This is a genomic window from Helicobacter acinonychis (assembly GCF_900461455.1).
Taxonomy (GTDB): domain Bacteria; phylum Campylobacterota; class Campylobacteria; order Campylobacterales; family Helicobacteraceae; genus Helicobacter; species Helicobacter acinonychis.
The window spans coordinates 588,915-610,750 of the sequence record NZ_UGIA01000001.1 but is presented as its reverse complement, the minus strand read 5'-3'; the positions used below and the strand labels follow the sequence as shown (position 1 = coordinate 610,750).

The 21,836-nt window shown below is 36.9% G+C and carries 21 protein-coding genes and 2 pseudogenes; 7 read left to right on the top strand and 16 right to left on the bottom strand.

Annotation, left to right across the window (positions count from 1 at the left end):
* The gene (locus DYI00_RS02835) at positions 1-1,368 is read right to left on the bottom strand and encodes an outer membrane family protein (protein WP_104709271.1); all 1,368 of its coding nucleotides are present in this window, start codon (positions 1,366-1,368) and stop codon (positions 1-3) included.
* An 81-nt stretch (positions 1,369-1,449) separates the two neighbouring features.
* Entirely contained in the window at positions 1,450-2,727 is a 1,278-nt protein-coding gene (locus DYI00_RS02830) for a DDE transposase (protein ID WP_011577792.1), read from the bottom strand.
* Positions 2,728-2,888: 161 nt separating this feature from the next.
* On the opposite strand from DYI00_RS02830, the gene csd3 reads away from it, so the two are divergent.
* From csd3 to DYI00_RS02800, 6 genes are all read left to right on the top strand, one after another.
* The gene (gene csd3 / locus DYI00_RS02825) at positions 2,889-4,112 is read left to right on the top strand and encodes a peptidoglycan DD-metalloendopeptidase Csd3 (RefSeq protein ID WP_011577791.1); all 1,224 of its coding nucleotides are present in this window, start codon (positions 2,889-2,891) and stop codon (positions 4,110-4,112) included.
* Positions 4,112-4,747 (top strand): NUDIX hydrolase, encoded by a 636-nt coding sequence (locus DYI00_RS02820; protein ID WP_011577790.1) that lies wholly within the window; start codon positions 4,112-4,114, stop codon positions 4,745-4,747. Before csd3 ends, DYI00_RS02820 begins: the two co-directional genes overlap by 1 nt.
* 10 nt (positions 4,748-4,757) lie before the next feature.
* Entirely contained in the window at positions 4,758-6,005 is a 1,248-nt protein-coding gene (locus DYI00_RS02815) for a plasminogen-binding N-terminal domain-containing protein (RefSeq protein WP_011577789.1), read from the top strand.
* Positions 6,006-6,008: 3 nt separating this feature from the next.
* Complete coding sequence (glcD, locus tag DYI00_RS02810; RefSeq protein ID WP_011577788.1) at positions 6,009-7,388, top strand: glycolate oxidase subunit GlcD; 1,380 nt, start codon at positions 6,009-6,011, stop codon at positions 7,386-7,388.
* A gap of 20 nt (positions 7,389-7,408) precedes the next feature.
* Positions 7,409-8,173, top strand: coding sequence for a 4-hydroxy-tetrahydrodipicolinate reductase (gene dapB, locus DYI00_RS02805; RefSeq protein ID WP_011577787.1), 765 nt, complete (start codon positions 7,409-7,411; stop codon positions 8,171-8,173).
* A 182-nt stretch (positions 8,174-8,355) separates the two neighbouring features.
* On the top strand, positions 8,356-8,550 hold the full coding sequence (locus DYI00_RS02800; RefSeq protein WP_041600198.1) for a hypothetical protein: 195 nt from the start codon (positions 8,356-8,358) through the stop codon (positions 8,548-8,550).
* Positions 8,551-8,831: 281 nt separating this feature from the next.
* Here DYI00_RS02800 and DYI00_RS08380 read toward each other — a convergent pair.
* The 13 genes and pseudogenes from DYI00_RS08380 to DYI00_RS08345 form a co-directional block, all read right to left on the bottom strand.
* Positions 8,832-9,407 (bottom strand): annotated as a pseudogene (locus DYI00_RS08380) (DEAD/DEAH box helicase).
* 567 nt (positions 9,408-9,974) lie between these two features.
* Positions 9,975-10,136, bottom strand: a complete 162-nt coding sequence (locus DYI00_RS08375; protein ID WP_231899510.1) for an AAA domain-containing protein — start codon at positions 10,134-10,136, stop codon at positions 9,975-9,977.
* A 409-nt stretch (positions 10,137-10,545) separates the two neighbouring features.
* On the bottom strand, positions 10,546-10,758 hold the full coding sequence (locus DYI00_RS08370) for a hypothetical protein (protein WP_231899497.1): 213 nt from the start codon (positions 10,756-10,758) through the stop codon (positions 10,546-10,548).
* A 279-nt stretch (positions 10,759-11,037) separates the two neighbouring features.
* On the bottom strand, positions 11,038-11,334 hold the full coding sequence (locus DYI00_RS08365; RefSeq protein ID WP_011577783.1) for a hypothetical protein: 297 nt from the start codon (positions 11,332-11,334) through the stop codon (positions 11,038-11,040).
* A 36-nt stretch (positions 11,335-11,370) separates the two neighbouring features.
* Positions 11,371-11,547 (bottom strand): hypothetical protein, encoded by a 177-nt coding sequence (locus DYI00_RS08360; protein WP_011577782.1) that lies wholly within the window; start codon positions 11,545-11,547, stop codon positions 11,371-11,373.
* A gap of 27 nt (positions 11,548-11,574) precedes the next feature.
* On the bottom strand, positions 11,575-11,838 hold the full coding sequence (locus DYI00_RS08355) for a hypothetical protein (RefSeq protein ID WP_225236247.1): 264 nt from the start codon (positions 11,836-11,838) through the stop codon (positions 11,575-11,577).
* Between the two features lie 410 nt (positions 11,839-12,248).
* A complete protein-coding gene (locus DYI00_RS08350) occupies positions 12,249-12,569 on the bottom strand; it encodes a hypothetical protein (protein WP_225236261.1) in 321 nt (106 codons plus the stop codon).
* 249 nt (positions 12,570-12,818) lie between these two features.
* The gene (csd6, locus tag DYI00_RS02760; RefSeq protein ID WP_011577780.1) at positions 12,819-13,811 is read right to left on the bottom strand and encodes a cell shape-determining L,D-carboxypeptidase Csd6; all 993 of its coding nucleotides are present in this window, start codon (positions 13,809-13,811) and stop codon (positions 12,819-12,821) included.
* Positions 13,808-14,713: a GTPase Era gene (gene era, locus DYI00_RS02755; protein ID WP_172460799.1), complete on the bottom strand. Its 906-nt coding sequence runs from the start codon at positions 14,711-14,713 to the stop codon at positions 13,808-13,810. Before era ends, csd6 begins: the two co-directional genes overlap by 4 nt.
* The gene (gene hslU, locus DYI00_RS02750; protein ID WP_011577778.1) at positions 14,713-16,044 is read right to left on the bottom strand and encodes an ATP-dependent protease ATPase subunit HslU; all 1,332 of its coding nucleotides are present in this window, start codon (positions 16,042-16,044) and stop codon (positions 14,713-14,715) included. The genes era and hslU overlap by 1 nt, the downstream gene beginning before the upstream one ends.
* Complete coding sequence (hslV, locus tag DYI00_RS02745; protein WP_011577777.1) at positions 16,044-16,586, bottom strand: ATP-dependent protease subunit HslV; 543 nt, start codon at positions 16,584-16,586, stop codon at positions 16,044-16,046. The genes hslU and hslV overlap by 1 nt, the downstream gene beginning before the upstream one ends.
* Positions 16,587-16,589: 3 nt before the next feature.
* Positions 16,590-17,039 (bottom strand): 50S ribosomal protein L9, encoded by a 450-nt coding sequence (gene rplI / locus DYI00_RS02740; protein ID WP_011577776.1) that lies wholly within the window; start codon positions 17,037-17,039, stop codon positions 16,590-16,592.
* A gap of 63 nt (positions 17,040-17,102) precedes the next feature.
* A pseudogene (locus tag DYI00_RS08345) lies at positions 17,103-19,242 on the bottom strand (GmrSD restriction endonuclease domain-containing protein).
* Positions 19,243-19,379: 137 nt separating this feature from the next.
* On the opposite strand from DYI00_RS08345, the gene glnA reads away from it, so the two are divergent.
* Complete coding sequence (gene glnA, locus DYI00_RS02725) at positions 19,380-20,825, top strand: type I glutamate--ammonia ligase (protein WP_011577772.1); 1,446 nt, start codon at positions 19,380-19,382, stop codon at positions 20,823-20,825.
* A gap of 174 nt (positions 20,826-20,999) precedes the next feature.
* Here the strand turns inward: glnA and DYI00_RS02720 are convergent, their stop codons facing one another.
* Entirely contained in the window at positions 21,000-21,833 is an 834-nt protein-coding gene (locus DYI00_RS02720) for a tetratricopeptide repeat protein (protein ID WP_011577771.1), read from the bottom strand.
* Between the last annotated feature and the right edge of the window lie 3 nt (positions 21,834-21,836).

Below are 21,836 nucleotides of genomic sequence, written 5' to 3'. Positions count from 1 at the left end.
TTAAAAAAAGAATTTCAAACTCACCATGAGATTGCTCCTATCTTGCGTGTTCGCTTTAAAGGCTTGATTAAAGGGGCTAGTGAGGTTGTTGGTTTTATAGCCAGCATGCATGCTCACTACATAGTATTCTAAATTCACATCAATATTAAAAAAAGAATTCCATTTATAGCCCAAGTTCAAATTGAGTGTTGTTTCGCTCGCTCTCGTAGAATAAGTGTATCTCCCTAAAATCCCCCATAAAAACCCCCTATACACGCCCCCACCAAAAACATACCCACTCAAAGAATCAGGTGCGATGGCGTTACTGAAAATCCCACCATAAACGCTATTATTTCTTATGTTAATAGGGAGGGGGTTACCATACCAACCAATCTTTGCGTTAGCGTTGCCAAAATTTTGATAATAGCCAAAGCCAAAATTAAACTCGTTGTAATCAAAGCGCTGATGGATGAGAAACGATGAAGCCCATTTGCCAATCTTAGAATTGCGCCAATACACATCGTATAAATCTTTAGCATAAATGGGGAAAATCACATTAAAAAGGGTTTGAGCCCGCAACCCTAAACCTTTAAACTTTTGGTTGCTATCAATGTGGATTTTAAGCCCGGGCGCTTCGTAAGTCTTGGGTGAAAAATAAAAAAAGGGCGTGACTTGAACATATTGGCTAAAAAAATCAAGTTGCACAGCATGGATACCATCATCAACTTCTTTTCTGTCATCTTCAGTCACAATAGGGGCATACCAATCTCGTATCCATTGCCCAAAAGCTAAAGCGCGCCCAAAAGAGCTAAACCATTTTAATGCCACTTTAGAATGGATCTTATAATCCACTTCAAAGCCTTGCGTATAGGAGCTCATAAAATCCATGTTAGAAAGGTAACGCCCTAGTTTGAGCTGGAATTTATCGCCATAAGAATAGAACAAATAAGAGTTATATAATACATAATTGCGCGTGTGGGCGTTGCTTTCTAGGCGAGAATTTTTCCAAGGAGCGTTGCCTAAAAACCCCCACCAACGCCCTATATAGTTATAAATTTCTGAGCCATAGACTTGATGGGTGGCTTGATCAATTAGGGTTTTGGTAGAATCGTATGCAAGCCCTCCTAAAATCCCCCCAACGCCTATTTTTAAGCTGTGTTTTTCAATGTTTTTAGGGAGTAGGTTAGAATCCACTTGAAGTTTGATTGTAGCGGTCACAAAGGTGGCAGTAGGGAAAATCCCCTCTTTAGAATTGAGTTTGGAGTGGTTAAATCCGACTTTAGAAAAAGATTCCGCTACCCCACTAAACTTATAATCAAAAGCCAGTAAAGGGCTTTGAATATAAAGAATAGGGAGTGTGAATAAGGATAATTTTTGAAATCTTAACACCGCATCGATCCTTTCTAATTTCCCACTCGCATAATAGTCTATCTTTCTTAAAAAATCATTAAAAATGAAAATATTAAGATCTTATTCTTTGTTGGTTTGCATCAATTCAAAAGAATACCCTAAAGCCTGATAAATTTGATTGGTGTAATGGACTTGATTGTCTTCTAAACTCTCTTGAAAAGACTTTTTAAAATGCGGATCTAATATGTTTAAAAACATCTCTAGCCCTATCGCACTGGAATAATTCACCCAGTCATGCTTTAAATCGCTCTCCAATAAGGAGGCGTATTCTATAAGCGTTTCATCGCTATTTTGTAAGGCATTGACAATGAATAAACCTTTTCGGTCTTTAGGCTGGGTGAGCAAGAGTAAAGAAGGGTTGAAATTGATTTGCACCGAAAGGATTTTAATGGGTCTTTCTTTTAAAAGCCCTATTTGAGAAAGAATCAGACCGCTTTTAATCGTAGGGGTGTTTAAAATCAAGGTAGAATCTTTAAAAAAAGTATCATCTTTTTTAAAATTTTTAGAAAAGCTCGTGGCTTGTTTGTAAGAGATATTTTCTTGGTGTTTGATCTCAATGTTTAAAGACTCTGTGATTTGTTTTAAGCGTTCGCCTATTAAACCATCATCATCGTATTCAATCACGGGCGAATTAGGGCTGATAAAAGCCGTGAGCATGCTTAATTGCTCTTTATAATCAATCCCCCCAAAATACAAGCGCTCGTTTAAAGGAAGCTTGATATTGTTTTCTAATTGCGTTTTATTCACGGTGGGCACATAAGTAGGGATGCTAATAATGGTGTTTTGGAGCAAATTTTCCACGCCCTCTTTAGTCAATAAAGCTATCACAAAAGGGAATTTTTCTTTTTCAATTTCTTTATAAGTTTGATCTAGTTTTTTAGGGGTTTCTTCATCGCTGTCAAAGACTTGGATATTAAAATTATTGTTTTTGGTGTTCAAATACGCTAAAAGGGTGTTCATCACCGAAATTGCATAACGACCCACGACCTTTTTAGGCAATAAAACCGCTAATTCAATCTCAGGCTCATAGCTTTCTTTAGGCTGGATTTGAGAAGCGATAAGGATGGGGTTGAGTTTATTTAAGATGTCTTTGTAGTAGGTTTTAAGGCTTTCATCTTGATTGTTATGATCGTATTGAGACACAAAAGAAAAGATTTGATTTTGCACCATCAAGTCTTTCAAACACTCTAAAGAGCAGGGCTCTGTTTTGACAACTTGCTGGTTTGCTGGGGGCAAAGGGGAAAACAAATAGCTTTTTGCATGCAAGTTGATTGTGCAAAAAGTAGAAACAACCAATATAAGGCGTTTGAAAAATCTTTTTCTTAAGGCGTATCGCATTTTTAATATCTTTAAACTGAATTTCCTAAAATTTTATTATAGAATAATTAATCGCCAATCCCAAACAAACTAAATCGCACTTTAAACTTGTATGGTTTTTCTTTAATGGCTTATGTTATACTAATAGAATACAGATTTGATTGAAGGCATTAAGTAACTGCATGGTATTTTTTCATAAGAAAATTATTTTAAATTTTATCTATTTTTTAGTGATTGCTTTTTTATCCCATTTATCTTATGGGGTGTTTTTAAAAGCCGATGAGGTAAAAACGCAAACGCTTAACCCCTTAATGGGCGAAAGGCTTGTGTGGGATAAGCTCACGCTGTTAGGGTTTTTGGAAAAAAACCATATCTCGCAAAAACTCTATTACAATTTGAGCTCACAAGATAAAGAATTGAGCGCTGACATTCAAAGCAATGTGACTTATTACACCTTAAGAGACGCCAATAACACGCTCATTCAAGCCCTTATCCCCGTAAGCCAGGATTTGCAAATCCATATTTACAAAAAAGGGGAGGATTATTTTTTAAATTTTATCCCCATTATCTTCACTCGTAAAGAAAAAACCCTCCTTCTTTCGTTGCAAACTTCACCTTATCAAGATATTGTCAAAGCCACTAAAGACCCCCTTTTAGCCAACCAATTGATGAACGCATATAAAAAAAGCGTGCCTTTTAAACGATTGGTGAGAAACGATAAAATCGCTATCGTTTATACAAGGGATTATCGCGTGGGGCAAGCGTTTGGCCAGCCAACTATTAAAATGGCGATGATTGGCTCTCGCTCTAACCAATACTATCTTTTTTCCCATTCAAACGGACGCTATTATGACTCTAAAGCGCAAGAAGTGGCAGGGTTTTTACTAGAAACCCCAGTGAAATACACCCGCATTTCTTCGCCTTTTTCATATGGGAGATACCACCCTATTTTAAAAGTCCGACGGCCTCATTATGGCGTGGATTATGCGGCTAAACATGGCAGTTTGATTTATTCTGCTTCAGAGGGTCGTGTGAGTTTTATAGGGGTTAAGGGAGGTTATGGGAAAGTGGTTGAAATCCATTTGAATGAATTGCGCTTGGTGTATGCTCATATGAGCTCGTTTGCTAAAGGGTTGAAAAAAGGATCGTTCGTTAAAAAAGGGCAAATTATAGGTAGAGTGGGGAGTACAGGTTTTAGCACCGGACCGCATTTGCATTTTGGCGTGTATAAAAACTCTCGCCCCATTAATCCTTTAGACTATATTCGCACCGCTAAAAGCAAGTTATACGGCAAACAAAGAGAGGTTTTTTTAGAAAAAGCCAGACGATCTAAACAAAAATTAGAAGAACTTTTTAAAACCCATTCTTTTGAAACAAATCCATTTTATCTTTTAGAGGGCTTTTAATGTCTTATTTTAAAAATATTCCCAGCCAACAATCTTTGATCCATTATGCTAGCGTGTCTTTAGAGCCTTGTTCTGGCTCTCATTATATAGAATTAAAACGCATGCATTATAATGAAGAGAATATAGAAAAATCATGGGATATTATCAAATCTTTAGACAGCGTGGCTATTTTGCTTTATGAAAAAGAATCCGATTGTTTTGTGATTGTGAAGCAATTTCGCCCGGCCATTTATGCACGCCATTTTCATTTTAAGCATGAGATTGACGGATACACGCATGAATTGTGTGCAGGGCTTGTGGATAAAGCCAATAAGAGTTTAGAAGAAATCGCTTGCGAAGAAGTGTTAGAAGAATGCGGTTATGAAATTAGCCCTAAAAATTTAGAAAAAATAGGCCAGTTTTATAGCGCGACTGGGTTAAGCGGGAGTTTGCAAACCATTTATTACGCTGAAGTGCACGAGAGTTTGAGGGTTTCAAAAGGTGGGGGGATTGATGCAGAAAAGATTGAAGTGTTGTTTTTAAAAAGATCAAAAGCCCTTGATTTTATAGCGGATTTTCAATACGCTAAAACCACCGGATTGTCTTTGGCCATTTTATGGCATCTAAAAAATTTTAAAAATACTAAAAATGTTTAAAAGGAATTGTATGTTAAGGCGTTTGATAGGACTTTTTTTAGCTAGTTTTATAAGCTTGCAATCAGCCTCTTGGCAAGAACCCTTAAGAGTGAGCGTGGATTTTGTAGATTTACCCAGAAAAATCATTCGTTTTCCTGCCCATGATTTGAAAGTGGGGGAGTTTGGTTTTGTGGTGACAAAACTTTCAGATTATGAAGTTATCAACTCTGAAGTGATTATTATCGCTGTTGAAAATGGCGTCGCAACAGCGAGATTTAAGGCGTTTGACTCCATAAAACAAAGCCATTTACCCACCCCAAGGATCATCGCTAAAAAAGGCGATTTAGTCTATTTTAGGCAATTCAATAACCAAGCGTTTTTGATCGCCCCCAATGATGCAATTTATGAGCAAATCAAGGCGGCAAATACGGATATTAATTTCATTAGCTCCGATTTGTTGGTGACTTTTTTGAATGGCTTTGATCCTAAAATGGCGAATTTGAGAAAAGCGTGCAATATTTATAGCGTAGGGGTGATTTATTTAGTGACCACTAACACGCTCAATATTTTGAATTGCGAGAGCTTTGAGATTTTGGAAAAAAGAGCGTTGGATACAAGCGGTGTGACTAAAACTTCCACGCCGTTTTTTTCTAGAGTTGAGGGCATTGATGCAGGCACGCTAGGGAAACTCTTTTCAGGCAGTAAATCTAGAAATTACTTCGCTTACTATGACGCTTTAGTGAAAAAAGAAAAACGAAAAGAAGTAAGGATTGAAAAGAGAGAAGAAAAAGTTGATGCTAGAGAAAATAAGCAAGAAATCAAGCAAGAAGCCATTAAACCCTCTCACAAAGAGCCTAAAAAAGCCAATCAAAACACAGAAAACGCTACCCAACAAAGCATCAAAGAAAATAACATCTCTCCAAAAGGCACGCAAGAAAGTAAAAACGCTCCCACTTTAGAAGAGAAAAACTACCAAAAAGCAGAGAAAAAGCTTGATGCCACAGAAGAAAGGCGCCGCTTGAAAGATGAAAGGAAAAAAGCCAAAGCCGAACAAAGGGCGAGAGAATTTGAACAAAGAGCGAGAGAACATCAAGAAAAAGATGAAGCAGAACTTGAAGAAAGAAGAAAGGCTTTAGAGTCCAATTTGAAAGATGAAAGGAAAAAAGCCAAAGCCGAACAAAGGGCGAGAGAATTTGAACAAAGAGCGAGAGAACATCAAGAAAAAGATGAAGCAGAACTTGAGGAAAGAAGAAAGGCTTTAGAGTCCAATAAGAAGTAGACCATGTTAGAGAAGCGACACCTTAAATATTTTAAAAATTTAGTAGGGGAAGAGGATTTCTTCACTGATTTAGCGCATTTGAACGCTTATTGTTATGACGCTACCAAAGAAAGGCATTTGCCTAGCGGCGTGATTTTCCCTAAAAACGAGCAAGAAATCAGCCAAATTTTAAAATATTGCAACGAGCATCGCCTTATCGTTGTGCCTAGGGGGGCTGGGAGCGGTTTTACAGGGGGAGCGTTGAGCGTGAGTGGGGGGCTAGTTTTAAGCGTAGAAAAGTATTTGGACAAAATTTTAGAGATTGACACTAAAAATCTAATCGCTAGAGTAGAACCGGGTGTGATTAACAAGCATTTCCAAAACGAAGTGGAAAAATTAAACTTATTCTACCCCCCAGATCCAGCGAGTGAGAATCAAAGCACTTTAGGGGGGAATGTCGCTGAAAATGCCGGTGGCATGCGTGCGGCCAAATACGGCATCACTAAAGATTATGTCATGGCTTTAAGGGTGGTTTTAGCCAATGGCGAAGTGATAAGGGCAGGTAAAAAAACGATTAAGGATGTCGCAGGCTTTAATGTTGCAGGGCTTATGATCGCTAGTGAGGGGTGTTTGGGCGTGATTTCTGAGATCACTCTAAAGCTTTTAGCCAAACCGCCCCTAAAACAAAGCGCGATGGGGGTTTTTAATCATATTGAAGACGCCATGAACGCTGTTTATAAAACAATGAGTAGCGGTGTTACGCCTGTGGCGATGGAATTTTTGGATAATTTGAGTATTAAAGCGGTTGAAGAGAGGTTTTCTAAAGGCTTGCCCAAAGACGCTGGAGCGATACTCATCACTCAAGTAGATGGCGTAGTTAAAGAGCAGATTGCATGGCAACTCAATGAGATAGAAAAGCATTTTAAAGCCAATGGTTGCGTTGGTTTTAAAGTGGCTCAAAACGAACAAGAAGAGCAGGATTTATGGTTTTCAAGGCGTAACGCTTCCCAAAGTATTAGCGTTTATGGTAAAAAAAAGTTGAATGAAGATGTTACCGTTCCTAGGGCGAGTTTGCCTAGTTTGTTACAAGAAGTCGCTAAAATCAGCCAAAAATACGGTTTTAAAATCCCTTGCTTTGGCCATACAGGCGATGGCAATGTGCATGTGAATATCATGTTAGAAGATCCTAAAAAAGATTTAGAAAAAGGCCATAAGGCTATGGAAGAGATTTTTCAAGCCGCTATTAATTTAGAGGGGACTTTAAGCGGGGAGCATGGCATAGGCTTGTCTAAGGCAAAATTCATGCCTTTAGCGTTTAATGATAGTGAAATGGAGCTTTTTAGGAATATTAAAAAAGCCCTTGATCCTAATAATATTTTAAACCCTTTTAAAATGGGGTTGTAAAAATAAAACAAGGAAGTCGCATGAAAATCGGTGTTTATGGAGCGAGCGGTCGTATAGGGAAATTACTCTTAGAAGAATTGAAAGGGGGGTATAAAGGATTAGTGCTATCTAGCGTGTTTGTGCGGCAAAAATGCGAAATAGATTTTAGCTCTTTTTCACACAAACCCCTAGTAACCAATGATTTAAAAGCGTTTGTGAGAGCTTGCGAATGCGTGATTGATTTTTCTCTACCTAAAGGTGTGGATAGCTTGCTAGACACTCTTTTAGAATGCCCTAAAATTTTAGTCTCTGGCACAACCGGTTTGGAAGAAAAAACGCTAGAAAAAATGCAAAATTTAGCCCTAAAAACGCCGCTTTTGCATGCACACAACATGTCTATTGGGATCGCTATTCTTAATCAATTAGCCTTTTTAGCTTCTTTGAAATTAAAAGATGCGGATATTGAAATTGTAGAAACACACCATAATCTTAAAAAAGATGCTCCGAGTGGCACTGCGTTGAGTTTGTATCAAACTTGTGCTAAGGCTAGGGGGTATGATGAAAAAAACGCTCTTACCACTCATAGGGAAGGTTTGCGCTCTAAAGAAAGTATTGGCGTAGCCGCTTTAAGGGGGGGCGATGTCGCTGGAAAGCACACGATAGGGTTTTATTTAGAAGGCGAATACATAGAGCTTAGCCATACAGCGACCAATCGTTCTATTTTTGCTAAAGGGGCTTTAGAAGTGGCTCTATGGCTTAAAGATAAAGCTGCTAAAAAATATGAAATCAACGAGATTTTTGATTGAAATGAGTCCTTTTATAAAATAGTTAAAGCGTTTCTTAATCCCACTCAATGGTAGGTTTTAAAATGCGATTTTGATTGGTTTTGGTTTCATTTACTTTTTGTTTAATAATAAGTCTTATTATCCTAGCTAGATAATTTAAAATATTTAAGTTATTAAAAAATTTTAAAACAAAAGGATATAAAATGAAAACGATTAGAAATGGCGTGTTCGTCGGTGCATCTTTACTCGGCGGTTGTGCTAGCGTTGAGACTCGCTTTGACGCTCTGCGTGTTGCTTGCATTAAAGACGCTTCCATAGAAAAAGAATTGCACTACACACCTAAGGACTTTGGTAGCCCTTATTTTACCGATCAAACCCATTGGGATAGCAGGTTTTAGGGGGGTTATTCTTAAAAAATGTTTTGGTTCTTTTTGCTGAAGGCTGATTGAGTCAAACATTTCAAAATATCCCAAAATAAAGAAAAATTAAAATAAACTAAAGTCAATCTAACTCAAGCTCTCATCTAGGATCTTTGAATATTTTTAAAGTCATGCGATGGATTGGTAGATTATAAGGTTATGGCTCACCATAAAGTGAAACATTCAAAAAAATAAGTTTGTAAATTAGAGCGTTTTTTGAGATAGAAAATATCTAATGGTTATATTTAGAAATAAATTATCTATCTACAGGCTTGCAAAATAGTGCTAAAGATATTATTCTTATCGCTTTGCAAATTCTCAAAGAAAGACTTTTTACCCACAAAAATGAGATTTTCTTTTGCTCTAGAAATAGCTGCATTCAAGCGTTTAGAATCTAGTAAGAAAGAAAGATTGCCATAAGTTTTTACGGTGGAATAAATAATAATGTCTACCTTCTCGCCCTAAAAAGCATCCACGGTGTCTATTTTGGGTTTGCCAAAATTCTTGAAGTCGCATTTTTGCATCTCTGATCGCAAGCGTCTTTTTTGCGTGCGATAAGGTGTGATAACCCCTATGGTTTTTCTAATTTTTCTTTGATTAAGAGTGTGATCGATCTGCTCTAAAAGCTCTATGATTTTTTGAATCTGGGCTTTGTTATAACTGCTTGTTTTTTCTAGTTTATGCTCCCCTTCAACATTAATCTAACGGATAATATTCTTAGGATTGTAAAATTGCGAGATGTTTTTGATCGCTCCGTTCTTAAGTTTCCTTTCATAAAAAAGCTGACTAACCATCGATCCAATAGGGGTAGGCATTCTAAATTGTTCGTTGAGCATGGCTTTGTTATTCTTTGGAATATGCTTATAGAGATTTTCAAAAAACTCTCTTGCAATAATTAGCGATCAATGGCGTCTGAATTTTGAATATTATCGCTCTCTAATTGTTTTAGGAGATGTTTTGTCAATGCTAGGTGGCTAGGTGGGAGCTAGTGGTGATCGCCTATTAGGATCAATTTTTAGTGCGAAGTGCAGGAATCAAGATTTCTGGTGCTGTGGTCCTGCCCACCTCATCCACGATGGTAACATCAAATTCCATCAATTCAATCCCAATATTTTTAGCAGCAAGCCCAACACAAGTACCCCTAGGATTTGATGCTGACTCACTAAAAGTTGTTTGATGCCATCATCAATATATCAATATCTTTAAAATCCTTGTCTTTTATACGCTCATGCCATTCTTTCATATAGTGGTGTAAATCGGTGTTTTTGGATGCATTTGTTGGATTCTGTGTTGTCTTTTCTTACTATCTTTTTTTTGTATAAGATGACCACCAAGTTTCCAAAAGATAGGGTTTGATGTTTTCATCTTGCACCTTATCTTCTTTACCGATACGCACCATTGATCTAATACCCTACTTGCAAGCCGTTCAACACATTATCTACAGCTATATTTTGCTGAGAGATAATACACACCCTAGCAAAACGGCTAGCGTTGAGAATTTGAAATACGATTTCTTTAATCACGGTTGTTTTGCCTGCCCCTGGGAGACCTTGGATTAAAAAGATATTCTTTTCATTGAGAGCTTTTAAGACAATCTCTTGCTGATTTTTTGTTAGTTGCTGATTATAAAACTTTTCAAGGCGTATGCGAAGGGGGGTATGGAAAATTATCTTTGGATTGAGTAAGAAACGCTTGAAATCCTGATTAACAATCTCGTTTTATTGAACCGTTCTAATGCTCTTTTTTGTCGCTCCAAAGGGGCACTATAATCTGTCTTTAAAAGTAAATAGCCTTCTTGTGGGAATTCAACACCCATAGTTTTAAATTTTATGCAGATCTCATTGTTTGGTTTTATCAACTCCGCCGATCACTTTGCCTATTCTTTGGATTGCTTTTCACCAATAAAACCATTCACCTTCGCTTCAGTTGTTCTATCTATTAAAATGGAATCGGTAGTTGAAAGTATATAGATGATTATTTTGCATATAAGATTGAATCCACTTGAGTGTAAGAATTAGTTTGAATTTGATGTTCAATGATTTGTTGCCATTTTTTAAAAGGGTCATACTCAAGTTCTTGATGTTGGCTTAAACGCATCTTGGTTTGAATATAGATTAGCATGTCCTCCACACTCACACTGCGTGCCACCGCCAATTCATCATAATGCATTCGATCTTTTGTATACATAAAAGTGATTCCTTGTTCTAGGGGAAAAATTTTGTCATTGAGTTTTTCAGTGAAATTTTCAGGTAGTTCTCTAATCTCTTGCAACACGAGATGATTAGAAAGCGTATGTATCGCTTTCTAACAAGCTGTCATAATATTACCCACACCCTGAAAGTATCTCTTGGCGTATACTTCTTATATTTAAATTCCTTGTATTCAATGGGTAGTAGGAGTTGTATCCCATGAAACAAACACTTGGTCATTTTCCGATCAATTACATATTCATACCTAGGCGACACTTCAAAAAACACTCTCTTCTAAAATGGGCTTATAAGGCAAACCTTTACACAAATCAGCTTGGAAAAATTGGGAGTCTTTTTTATTTTGCGATGTGATCAGAATATAAAATTTCTCTTGGGGGTTATAAGAACCCCATAACTTCTTTTCATGTTCTCCAAATGCTAAACTCATGCGTTGCCCATAAATATTCCATCCGCTTTCTTTATCTCCACCATGTGCATAAATTTCACTTTTATTGACACAAGCAAGTTTTCCAACATAGAGAAAGTCTTGGGGCAAGAGATGGTTTGGTTCCATAGTTTGGATATGCGTTAAAATCTCATCTATCTTGCATTATATCTCCTTTATTTTGTTTTGAGTCTTGGTGATAAAGCGCCGAGCCTTGTTAATATTTTCTTGTCTCTCTTCCATCCACTCTTGCATTTTAGTGGCATTCTGTGAGTGCTTCGTGGTATCTTTGGTGCAAAGCCACCACTCTCTAGGCATTGTCATAAGGGAATTTTTTCTCATACTCGTCTAAATGTTCCTTGATGCATTTTAAAATTTTAAAGCTGCTCTCATAAGCCAATTTAAGCAGATGTTCTTGTCCGCACGATTGCACATTCTAGCATCTATTCTTTCTAAGTCTTGAGCAAGCTGTAATCTGATCTTCTGTTTTTCTAATTTTAACTCTACCAAAAGATTTTCATATTGCTTTCTTAAATTACTGCGTATTATTTCTAGTTGTTTGGTCTGTTCTTTAGCGGCACGATATTGACCATAGGAGTGGATCATATCAGCTAAACTAAGCGCTACATCCATACAGATTAAGACCGGACTTACTTAGCAAATCCTTTTGTTCCATAGCGTATGGCACTATAGATGATTTTTGTGTTGCACATGCCACGCACAACATCCATCAGTTTTGAAAAGATCGATACTTATCATGATTGTTTGCAGAGTGTTTCTACTTCCATAAAACACTCCTGATCCCCATGGGTTGTGCGGACATGTGTTCTCCCTTTGATCTTTGTAGGCACTAGTGCCTTTGAATCGATCTTAAAAACTAAAAACCGTTCTTATCCTTTGGTTCTAAACGCACTCCGATCTCATTTGACACATCCTTAAAGTCTTTTGCATGATCTTAATAAGCACAATACCTAATTAATATCCTTGCGTGCATTGTAAAGTTCCTTAAATTCTTGTGGGTTTAAATCTTCTCCTACGATGAGTCACCCACGATGATGAGCTACTAGATCCTCATATTCACGCCATCTTTTTACTTCTTTTGTCACTGCATTTTCCAAAAATACCACCCAATCTGTGCGGTTAAATTCTTTGGTTTTAGCATGTAAATTTAAAATGGTGTGCCCATAAGTGCTGATCTTATGTTTTTCATCTACAGAACCCCACTTTACTAAAAAATCTAGGTGTTTTTGGATGGTTATAGGATCAATCTCTGTAACTTGTGGTAATTCATTAAGATTTAATCCATCTCCAAAAGCACGCAAGCAAAACAAAGCGAATCCCCCCACATCTTCAATTCTTTCCAAACAAAGCCTTAAATTTATATCCCTAATACGGAACGCTCACATCTATAAAACCAATGTCATGCTTCACTCTTATAACTCCCAAAATTCTCTCTTCATGATTCTAATTAATATTTCTTAATCATTTGTTATTTTTAAAGCTTCATTCCTTTTTCACTCCGCAAAGTTACACGATTATTTCCAATGCCAATGACTTTAGTTTCCATTACTTTGTCTTTTATCGTGGCTTTGACCTTAGTGCCTATCTCTAACTTATTTTTCCACCACAATAGACGCTTGATTGTTTTCAATCTCTATATAGAGTTCTTTTTGAGAATTGGAGCTATAAGAGAGCTTGTTTTGTTGGTAGGCTTTGTAATCTTGGTTAAACACCACATAAAACAAGCGTTTGTTTTGAGAGTTGGGGTAAGGGATCACATTGATAGAAGAAAAAGCGATATTCTTTTTTTCGTTTTTCGCAAACACCCTTTTTTTATACTCTTTAAAAGCGTTGAATTTCATGCCGTCATAACGAGTGAAATTGGGGTTATAAAAACTCATGTAGCGTTCAAAATCGCCTTTAGTCCAAGCGTCTTTCCATTGAAAAAGGGTGCTTAAAATCATAGCCAATTCTTCTTTAGTGCTAGGGAAAAACTTGTCTTCATAGGTGATAAGAAACGCTTTTTCGCCTTTCAATATTTTATCATAAGAGCTTAAAAGTTGATTTTCAATCGCAATGCAACCCTTGGTGTTCAATTCATTCCTATCGCCATTTAAAGGCATTCCATGCACCCAAATGCCATGCCCAGTGCGTTTTTTCAAGGTGTCATACAAATTAGGGTAATTCGTTACAAAAGCTAAAACGCCATAGTATTGATCCAAGCGCTCTAATTTCTGCGTGATACGATACACTCCAATAGGCGTAGCCAAATCGCCCTCTAAAGTTTTATCGCCCTTTTTAGAACCTACGAGGGCTTTAGAGCCATTGATTTTTTTAAGCATGTTGTCATTGATTTCATAAAACTCTAAATTGGGTTTAGACTTATCAGCGACAAATAAAAACTGCTTGTTTTGATAATAGCCAAAATCCGTGTCCTTATTTTGAAGCTCTTCTGTCCAAAAAGATTTATCCGCTAAATAAGAATCTAGCTTTTGACCCACCACTTCTAAGCCTTGCTTTTGATAAAGCCGCACAATTTCTGACAAACGATCACTAGCACTCAATCCCACAAAGCCCATTAACAGAGCCGATAATATTTTTTTCAATCCCTATTCCTTTGATAAATATAACCCAGTTTTTGCAAGCTCTTTTCTTCCTTGCTCCATGATTTTTGAGCGATCACTTGCAAGTTTAAAAAAACTTTTTTTTCGCCCACTTCTTGCATTTTCAACCGTGCGTTAGTCCCGATGCGTTTGATATTCACCCCATTTTTGCCTATCACGATTTTTTTTTGGCTTTCTTTTTCTACGATGATGTGTGCATACACCTTATCTATACATTCTTCTTCTATAAATTTATCGATGATCACATCGCTTTCATAAGGGATTTCATCGCTCAAAAAACAAAACAAACTCTCTCTAATGATTTCCTTATAAATATCGCGCATTTTTTCATCGCTCATTAAATCCTTTTCAAAAAGCCATGCACTAGGGCTTAAATGTTCGCTAATGCATTCTAAAAGTGCATTTAAATTTTGAGATTTTTTCGCACTCAAAGGTATGAGAGACAAGAATTGCGATGCGTATTGTTGATACTCCTGTAATTTTTGTAAAACTTGCTTATGCGTGGCTGTATCAATCTTACTTAAAGCCAAAATGTGGGGTTTTTGACACAAATTCAAAAACTCTTCATACCCTTTTAAATCATCATGCACAGAAGCTAAAAAGACGCACAATTCAGCATCGCCCATCGCTTTTAACGCCTGTGAGAGCATGCATTGGTTGAGTAATTTTTCTTGATGGTGGAGTCCTGGCGTGTCTAAAAAAATGATTTGGCTCTCATAACCTTCTTTATCTTTAAAAGGCACAATGCATTTCATTAATTTTCTTGTCGCATTAGCCTTATGCGAAACGAGAGCTAAATGAGCGTTTAATAAAGTGTTTAAAAGAGTGCTTTTTCCAGCGTTTGGTTTGCCTATAAGAGCTACAAAGCCCACCTTAGTTTTCATTATAAAATATACTTCACTAAATTTTCATCAGCCACTAAATCCCCTAGCTTTGATTGGACTAATTCTTTAGTGATAGTCACCTTTTGCCCAGAATAATCCTCCGCTTCAAAACTAATGTCTTCTAGCACTTTTTCAATGGTGGTGTGCAACCTTCTAGCGCCTATATCTTCGCTTTTTTGATTGGCGTTATAAGAAAGTTTGGCTAACTCTTTGATCGCATCGTCTTCAAACGCAACTTCTACGCCCTCCACTTTTAAAAGGGCTTGGTATTGCTTGATGATAGAGGTTTTAGTTTGGGTTAAAATCATATACATGATTTCTTCGGTTAAATTCTCTAACTCCACCCTTAAAGGGAAACGCCCTTGCAATTCAGGGATCAAATCGCTTGGCTTAGAAAGATGGAACGCCCCTGCTGCAATGAATAAAATATGCTCTGTTTTAATAGAACCATACTTTGTATTGACTACACTCCCTTCTACGATTGGTAACAAATCCCTTTGAACCCCCTCTTTACTAGGATCTTGACGGCCTCCTTCTTTAGGGCTTATAGCGATCTTATCAATTTCATCAATAAAAATCACCCCTGAACTTTCCGCACGCTTCAAGCCTTCCATTTTAATGGCTTCACTATCTAAAAGCGTGTCGCTAATTTCTGCTTTTAGGGCTTCTTTAGCCTCTTTGACGCTTAAAGTTTTTTTGACTTTATCCTGTTCTTTATGAAAAACCTTAATCAAGTTTTCTTGAACCCTTAAAATTTCAGGCGGCACATTAGAGTCAATCTCTATGCTTTTTTTACGCACTTCAATTTCAATTTCTCTACTATCCAATTCGCCTTGCACGATTCTTTGTTGCATTCTTAAAAGGCTATTAGCGTATTCTTGTTTTTTTTCTTCGCTTACGCCACTAGGCAAGGGGGGTAAAAGTTTTTTAGCGATCTTTTCTACAACTGCCTCTTCAATCTTGTCTTTTAACTTTTCTTTATGCTCATTTTCCACTAAAAGCACGCTGTTATTGACTAAATCTCTTACCATAGACTCCACATCACGACCCACAAAACCCACTTCCGTGTATTTGCTCGCTTCCACTTTCACAAAGGGGAGTTTCATGATTTTTGCCATTCTTCTTGCGATTTCAGTTTTACCCACACCGGTAGAGCCAATCATTAAAATGTTTTTAGGCGTGATTTCTTCTTGTAAGGATTTTTCAAGTTGCAAACGCCTATAACGATTCCTTAAAGCGATAGCGATAAATTTTTTAGCTTCCTTTTGCTCAATGATGTATTCATCTAAATAAGTGACAATCTCTCTTGGGGTCATATTCAATTTAGACATTAAAGCTCCAAAATTTTAATATTCGTGTTGGTGTAAATGCAAAGATCCCCTGCGATTTTTAAGGATTCTTCTACGAGTTTTTTAGGCTCTAAATGAGCGAAACAATCTAAAGCCCTAGCCGCGCTCAAAGCGTAATTCCCCCCACTCCCAATAGCGGCGATTTTATTATCTTCAGCTTCTAAAACATCGCCTGTGCCACTCAAAATAAAAATATGATCTAAATTTAAAACGATCATCATGGCTTCCAATCGGCGTAAATACTTATCTTTGCGCCATTCTTTGCTAAAATCCACAACGCTTTTAAACAAATCCCCTTTTTTGCTCTCTAAAATGCGTTCAAACATATCAAACAAGCTAAAAGCGTCCGCAGTACTCCCAGCAAACCCACTTAAAACCTGGTTGTGATACAAGCTTCTGATTTTAGTCGCATTGGCTTTGACTACGCAATTACCCAAAGTTACCTGCCCATCGCCTCCAATGAGCGCAAACTTCTTATTATTAAATTCCCCTCTATAGCCCAAAATCGTCGTCGCTTCAAACATTTTCTACTCAGCCACTACATCAATTTTAAACACGCCCACAATCCCTGATCCAAGCTTGACTTCAATCTCATAAATCCCTGTGCTTTTAATGGGGTGTTTGAGCTCAATGTCTTTTTTATCTAAATTTAAATTTGCATGGTGTTCTTTCAAACGCTCGGTGATCTCTTCTTTAGTGATCGCTCCAAATAAAGAGCCATTCGCACCGACTTTTTTATGGATAGTTAGTGTGACGGTTTGTAAGGTCTCTGCCATTTGCAATTTTTGTGCTTTTTCTAGGGCTTCTGTTTCAGCTTTCTTTTTAACTTCGGCTTTGTATTTGTTGATCACTTCGTTAGTGGCTAGTTTGGCTTTTTTGTTGGCGATTAAGAAGTTATTCCCATAGCCATCTTTAACCTCACACACTTCACCCGCTTTGCCTAAATTTTTCACATCTTCTAGTAATAGAACTTTCATTAATATCCCCTTTAAGTTTTAAGTAGTTTGTAATTATACTCTTTATTTTAATAAGTTGGGTTTTTATTGCCTATTCTTACCATTCATCTGTTTTTCTAAAGCCTGTTTGATCAATTCTAAACAATAAGGGATATTCTCTTTTGTTTCCAACTTTACTTCCACATCTCCAACGCCTAAATGACCGGTATTGGAAACATCTCTGATCTTTAGTTTTTCCTTTATTTCATCTTGCAACTCAGAAAATTCCATTTTTAAAAACAAATTTAATTCATCTTTTTCTTTTAAGAGAACAATGCTCGCAAAAATGGTGCCATGCTTATAGGTTATGTAATGTTTCGTAAAATTTTCAATTATCCTTTCATCAAGATTTTTAATCCCTTCTCTCAAAATCTCAAATAACCCCCTTGAATAGGGTCTAAATTCATAAGAGTTTAAATCATAAACCTTTTTTGCTTTCTCAGATTTATATTCCTCTAATGTTTCAGGGTCTAGCTTTGGGTAAGTCCAAATCTTTAAAGCTAGATCTGCTAAATCATTAGCTCTTTTTTCAATCTCTTTTTCGCCAAAAGATTCCAAACCTTTCAAACTTTGATTGAGCTTTAATGGGCTTTGTTTGAAGCCGTTTTCCATATCCCTTTTTTCTTGGAAAGATTTATTGCTATACTCAGGGTTATAACCGGTTCGAGTGAGATTCCCTATTGTGTGGAGATATTTCTCGTGTATTGCTTCAAAATTTTCGCCCAAATCCCTTTCCCATTCTTAAAGTAAGGGTTTGAGGCATTATATGTTCTATAGTGCATTTCTTAGTATCGACCGGCTCTTTTTGTGTCAAAATTTTCTAACCTTTCAAAAAAGTATTCATTTTTTTTTTTAAAAATGATAAAAATCTCTCGTAATAAAATGATCTTTAAATTCAGAATCGTTCGGAAATCTTTGATTCCCTGTTAGCGACCCAAAATGCTCCTCTATGCTTTTAAGGTATTGACTTTTATTATTAATCTTTTTTGTAAAAGGGGCAAAAACTTATTGAGTTCATTTGTAGGAATCCCACACACCGCCCTTCTGCAAATATAGCTCTCTGTTAAAGCGATAATAGGGATAAAATCCTGCTTGGATAAAACGCCATCCTTATAATCGCTATAAAGCTCCAATAATAGCGGATACACCACATCCATTTCTAAATCTACAAGAAAGCTTAAAGCCTTGTTTAAATCTTTATTTGGCTTCTTTTTTGAATGCGATCTGACAAAAATACCCGCAATATTTTTGCAAATCCTTTAATAAATCCTCTATTTCTATCCCCTTTTCCTGTTGGTAATTTTTGAAATTCACATAAACTTTTTTAATAGTGGGAATCTCTCCTGTTTTGATCGTGAGATAATGCCTGACAAACTTATTAAACAATGTTTCATTTTGTTTAAAATCCTTCTCCATAGCCCTCCAGTATTTCTTATAAAAGGCTTCCTGTTTTTCAACCTCTGTTTCCATTATGATATAGTTTCTGATCAAATCCGTTTGCGTGAGTTCGATACCTTTTGAGTTCATGCTCTCAAAGATGAGTTGAGGATCATCTTTCCCTTTTTTTAAAGTAATAGAAACTATTGTGAGTTTTTTTAATCCTTTAAAAATCGCTTTCAGTTTGTCGGTGTTTTTATTGATCCATTCTTGAAATAATTTAAAATTTTGCTCTATTTTTACCGAAGGTTCACTCGGCTTTTCTCTATTTTCATCAATCAAAGATAATAGGGTATCTTGATCGGATTCTGAGAGAATGAGCCTAAATTTCTTATCGCCATTTTTACCCATACTAGTGAGATAGCAGTTCTCTATATCAATGAGATAATCAATGAGATCGCGGTTCTCTATTCTTGTGGGCAAAAATTTTTCCGAAATTTCAACTTTTTCGCTTAGATGATTCCTTAAAGCGATGAGTAAAAGCGTGATGGTAGTGAGCCTTTGTTGACCATCAATGATGAGTAATTCATTACCGCTCATGCTACATGCACGCTTTTGCACAAACAAAATAGAGCCGATAAAATGCTCATTCATTTTATCATTTTCACCAGCTTTTATAATATCATCCCATAATTGTTTGCATTGCTCCTTTTCCCAACTATACAACCTCTGATAGATGGGAATGACAAATTGTTCCCCTGGATTTTTACCGAATAAAGTTTAATATGTCAATAGTGTTTGCTTCCATTAATACCCCTTAATACCCCTCAAATTTTATCGCATGTATCTTTAAGAAAACTTAACGCAAATCTTACTTTTTTACCCCATAAATGCTATAATCACCCCTATGAAATCAAACCAAACTCGTATAATTGAAGGCCATTAATGATAACAAGAACTCAAAATACTGAAAGCAAAATCAAAGAATTTTTTGCATTTTGCAAAGAAAATGAAGTGGAATTTGTGGATTTTAGATTCAGCGATATTAAAGGCACTTGGAATCATATCGCTTATTCTTTTGGGGCTTTAACGCATGACATGTTTAAAGAGGGGATCCCTTTTGATGCGAGCTCTTTTAAAGGTTGGCAAAGCATTGAACACTCTGATATGATTTTAACCCCTGATTTGGTGCGTTACTTCATTGACCCTTTTAGTGCAGATGTGAGCGTGGTCGTGTTTTGCGATGTTTATGATGTGTATAAAAACCAGCCTTATGAAAAATGCCCTAGAAGTATCGCTAAAAAAGCCTTAAAGCATTTAAAGGATTTAGGTTTGGGCGATGTGGCTTATTTTGGTGCGGAGAATGAATTTTTTATCTTTGATTCCATTAAGATTAAAGACGCTTCCAATTCCCAATACTACGAAGTGGATAGCGAAGAGGGCGAATGGAATAGGGATAGAAGTTTTGAAAATGGCGTGAATTATGGGCATAGACCGGGCAAGCAAGGGGGCTATTTGCCTGTGCCACCGACGGATACGATGATGGATATTCGCACTGAAATTGTGAAAGTCTTGAATCAAGTGGGGCTAGAAACTTTTGTTGTCCATCATGAAGTCGCGCAAGCACAAGGTGAAGTGGGCGTGAAATTTGGGGATCTAGTGGAAGCGGCTGATAATGTCCAAAAACTCAAATATGTGGTTAAAATGGTCGCTCACTTGAACGGCAAAACCGCCACTTTCATGCCAAAACCTTTGTATGGGGATAATGGGAGTGGGATGCACACCCATGTGAGCATTTGGAAAAACAATGAAAACCTTTTTAGTGGCGAAACTTACAAGGGCTTGAGCGAGTTGGCGTTGCATTTTTTAGGGGGCGTGTTGCACCACGCTAAAGGGTTAGCCGCTTTCACTAACGCTTCTACTAATTCTTATAAACGCCTAATTCCAGGCTATGAAGCCCCATCTATTCTAACTTATTCTTCTAACAATAGGAGTGCGAGCGTTCGTATTCCTTATGGGATTTCTAAAACTAGCGCGAGGTTTGAATTCAGATTCCCAGATAGCTCGTCAAACCCCTACTTGGCTTTTGGGGCTATTTTAATGGCAGGTATTGATGGCGTTAAAAATAAGATTGATCCGGGCGAAGCGATGGATATTAACCTTTTCAAATTGACTTTAGATGAAATCAGAGAAAAGGGCATCAAACAAATGCCCCATACTCTAAGGAGATCATTAGAAGCGATGTTAGCCGATAGGCAGTATTTAAAAGAGGGGCAAGTCTTTAGCGAAGAATTTATCCAAGCCTACCAATCGCTTAAATTCAATACCGAAGTGTTTCCATGGGAGAGCAAACCCCATCCTTTTGAATTTATCACCACTTATTCATGTTAAAAATGAATGGGCGGATAAACCTCATTCTAAAAGTTTCAAATAAGGTAAGGCAAAAATCCACTATTTTAAAAAAGAGTGGCTGAGAAAATTGATTTTTTGCTTTTTAGTTTTGTTCTAATGTAAAGAGCTTGATTTTAGTCAAGTGGTAGTAGAGATTGGGTAGTATTCTAAAAATTACAAAGCTTCCATAGCTTTTTCATAACCAAACTCCGCAGATTTTTGCAGGAATTTTTTAGCCTTGTTCTTTTTCTTTTTGGTGCCAAGCCCTTCTTTATAAGCGATTCCGATTCTATAAAGGATCTCCCCCATTTGTTGTTTGAGCAAAATAATATTGTTTGAAATTTCAGCGATATCTTCCCAAGAAGGTGTCTTATGAGGTATCCCAGCTTGAATGGCTAAACTCGTAAGTCTTCCAAATTTCTTTCCAAATTTTTCAGGATTCGCGCTCAAACCTGAAAGATCAATGAATCGTGTTCCAATAAGCATACTAGTAAATTCCGCAAGGTTTGGTCTAAAATTGTTAGCAAAATTTGTGCTTTTATTAGAAAATATGCGAACCACATGCCTGTAAGTCTTAAGCGCTTGTTTCAAATCCTTTTTCATCCCTAAGCCTTCTGTTTGCATGTGCCCTAAAATTAAAGCACCTCCTAAAAATCCGCTCCCATACCCTTTGATAGCGTTTTTTGCATAGAGTTGCGCTTTTTTGTAATCCACTTTCACGCCCTTTCCCTCCAAATACATTTTGGCTAAATAAACATTGCCAAGCCCAATGCCGTATTCTTGCGCCTCTCTAAAATCTTTAAAGGCTTGCTTGTATTGGCCTTGATTAAAATGGTCTAAACCATTTTCAAAATAATATGTCTTATGATTTCGCGCAATTTTATCCCAATCATCCCTTATACTAATATATTCATCAGCTATACAAAGCGAAAACGGCAACAATAAACCCAATAAAAGCAATAGAGGCTTTAAAAAAGAGAGAGTGGTGCGATAAAAATCTTTAAACATGTC

What these genes read in the sequence shown, in the direction of transcription:
- DYI00_RS02830 (WP_011577792.1), bottom strand. Translation starts at nt 2,727, where the DNA reads ATGCGATACGCCTTAAGAAAAAGATTTTTCAAACGCCTTATATTGGTT.
- csd3 (WP_011577791.1), top strand. Translation starts at nt 2,889, where the DNA reads ATGGTATTTTTTCATAAGAAAATTATTTTAAATTTTATCTATTTTTTA.
- DYI00_RS02820 (WP_011577790.1), top strand. Translation starts at nt 4,112, where the DNA reads ATGTCTTATTTTAAAAATATTCCCAGCCAACAATCTTTGATCCATTAT.
- DYI00_RS02815 (WP_011577789.1), top strand. Translation starts at nt 4,758, where the DNA reads ATGTTAAGGCGTTTGATAGGACTTTTTTTAGCTAGTTTTATAAGCTTG.
- glcD (WP_011577788.1), top strand. Translation starts at nt 6,009, where the DNA reads ATGTTAGAGAAGCGACACCTTAAATATTTTAAAAATTTAGTAGGGGAA.
- dapB (WP_011577787.1), top strand. Translation starts at nt 7,409, where the DNA reads ATGAAAATCGGTGTTTATGGAGCGAGCGGTCGTATAGGGAAATTACTC.
- DYI00_RS02800 (WP_041600198.1), top strand. Translation starts at nt 8,356, where the DNA reads ATGAAAACGATTAGAAATGGCGTGTTCGTCGGTGCATCTTTACTCGGC.
- DYI00_RS08370 (WP_231899497.1), bottom strand. Translation starts at nt 10,758, where the DNA reads ATGTATACAAAAGATCGAATGCATTATGATGAATTGGCGGTGGCACGC.
- DYI00_RS08365 (WP_011577783.1), bottom strand. Translation starts at nt 11,334, where the DNA reads ATGGAACCAAACCATCTCTTGCCCCAAGACTTTCTCTATGTTGGAAAA.
- DYI00_RS08360 (WP_011577782.1), bottom strand. Translation starts at nt 11,547, where the DNA reads ATGAGAAAAAATTCCCTTATGACAATGCCTAGAGAGTGGTGGCTTTGC.
- DYI00_RS08355 (WP_225236247.1), bottom strand. Translation starts at nt 11,838, where the DNA reads ATGGATGTAGCGCTTAGTTTAGCTGATATGATCCACTCCTATGGTCAA.
- era (WP_172460799.1), bottom strand. Translation starts at nt 14,713, where the DNA reads ATGAAAACTAAGGTGGGCTTTGTAGCTCTTATAGGCAAACCAAACGCT.
- hslU (WP_011577778.1), bottom strand. Translation starts at nt 16,044, where the DNA reads ATGTCTAAATTGAATATGACCCCAAGAGAGATTGTCACTTATTTAGAT.
- hslV (WP_011577777.1), bottom strand. Translation starts at nt 16,586, where the DNA reads ATGTTTGAAGCGACGACGATTTTGGGCTATAGAGGGGAATTTAATAAT.
- rplI (WP_011577776.1), bottom strand. Translation starts at nt 17,039, where the DNA reads ATGAAAGTTCTATTACTAGAAGATGTGAAAAATTTAGGCAAAGCGGGT.
- glnA (WP_011577772.1), top strand. Translation starts at nt 19,380, where the DNA reads ATGATAACAAGAACTCAAAATACTGAAAGCAAAATCAAAGAATTTTTT.
- DYI00_RS02720 (WP_011577771.1), bottom strand. Translation starts at nt 21,833, where the DNA reads ATGTTTAAAGATTTTTATCGCACCACTCTCTCTTTTTTAAAGCCTCTA.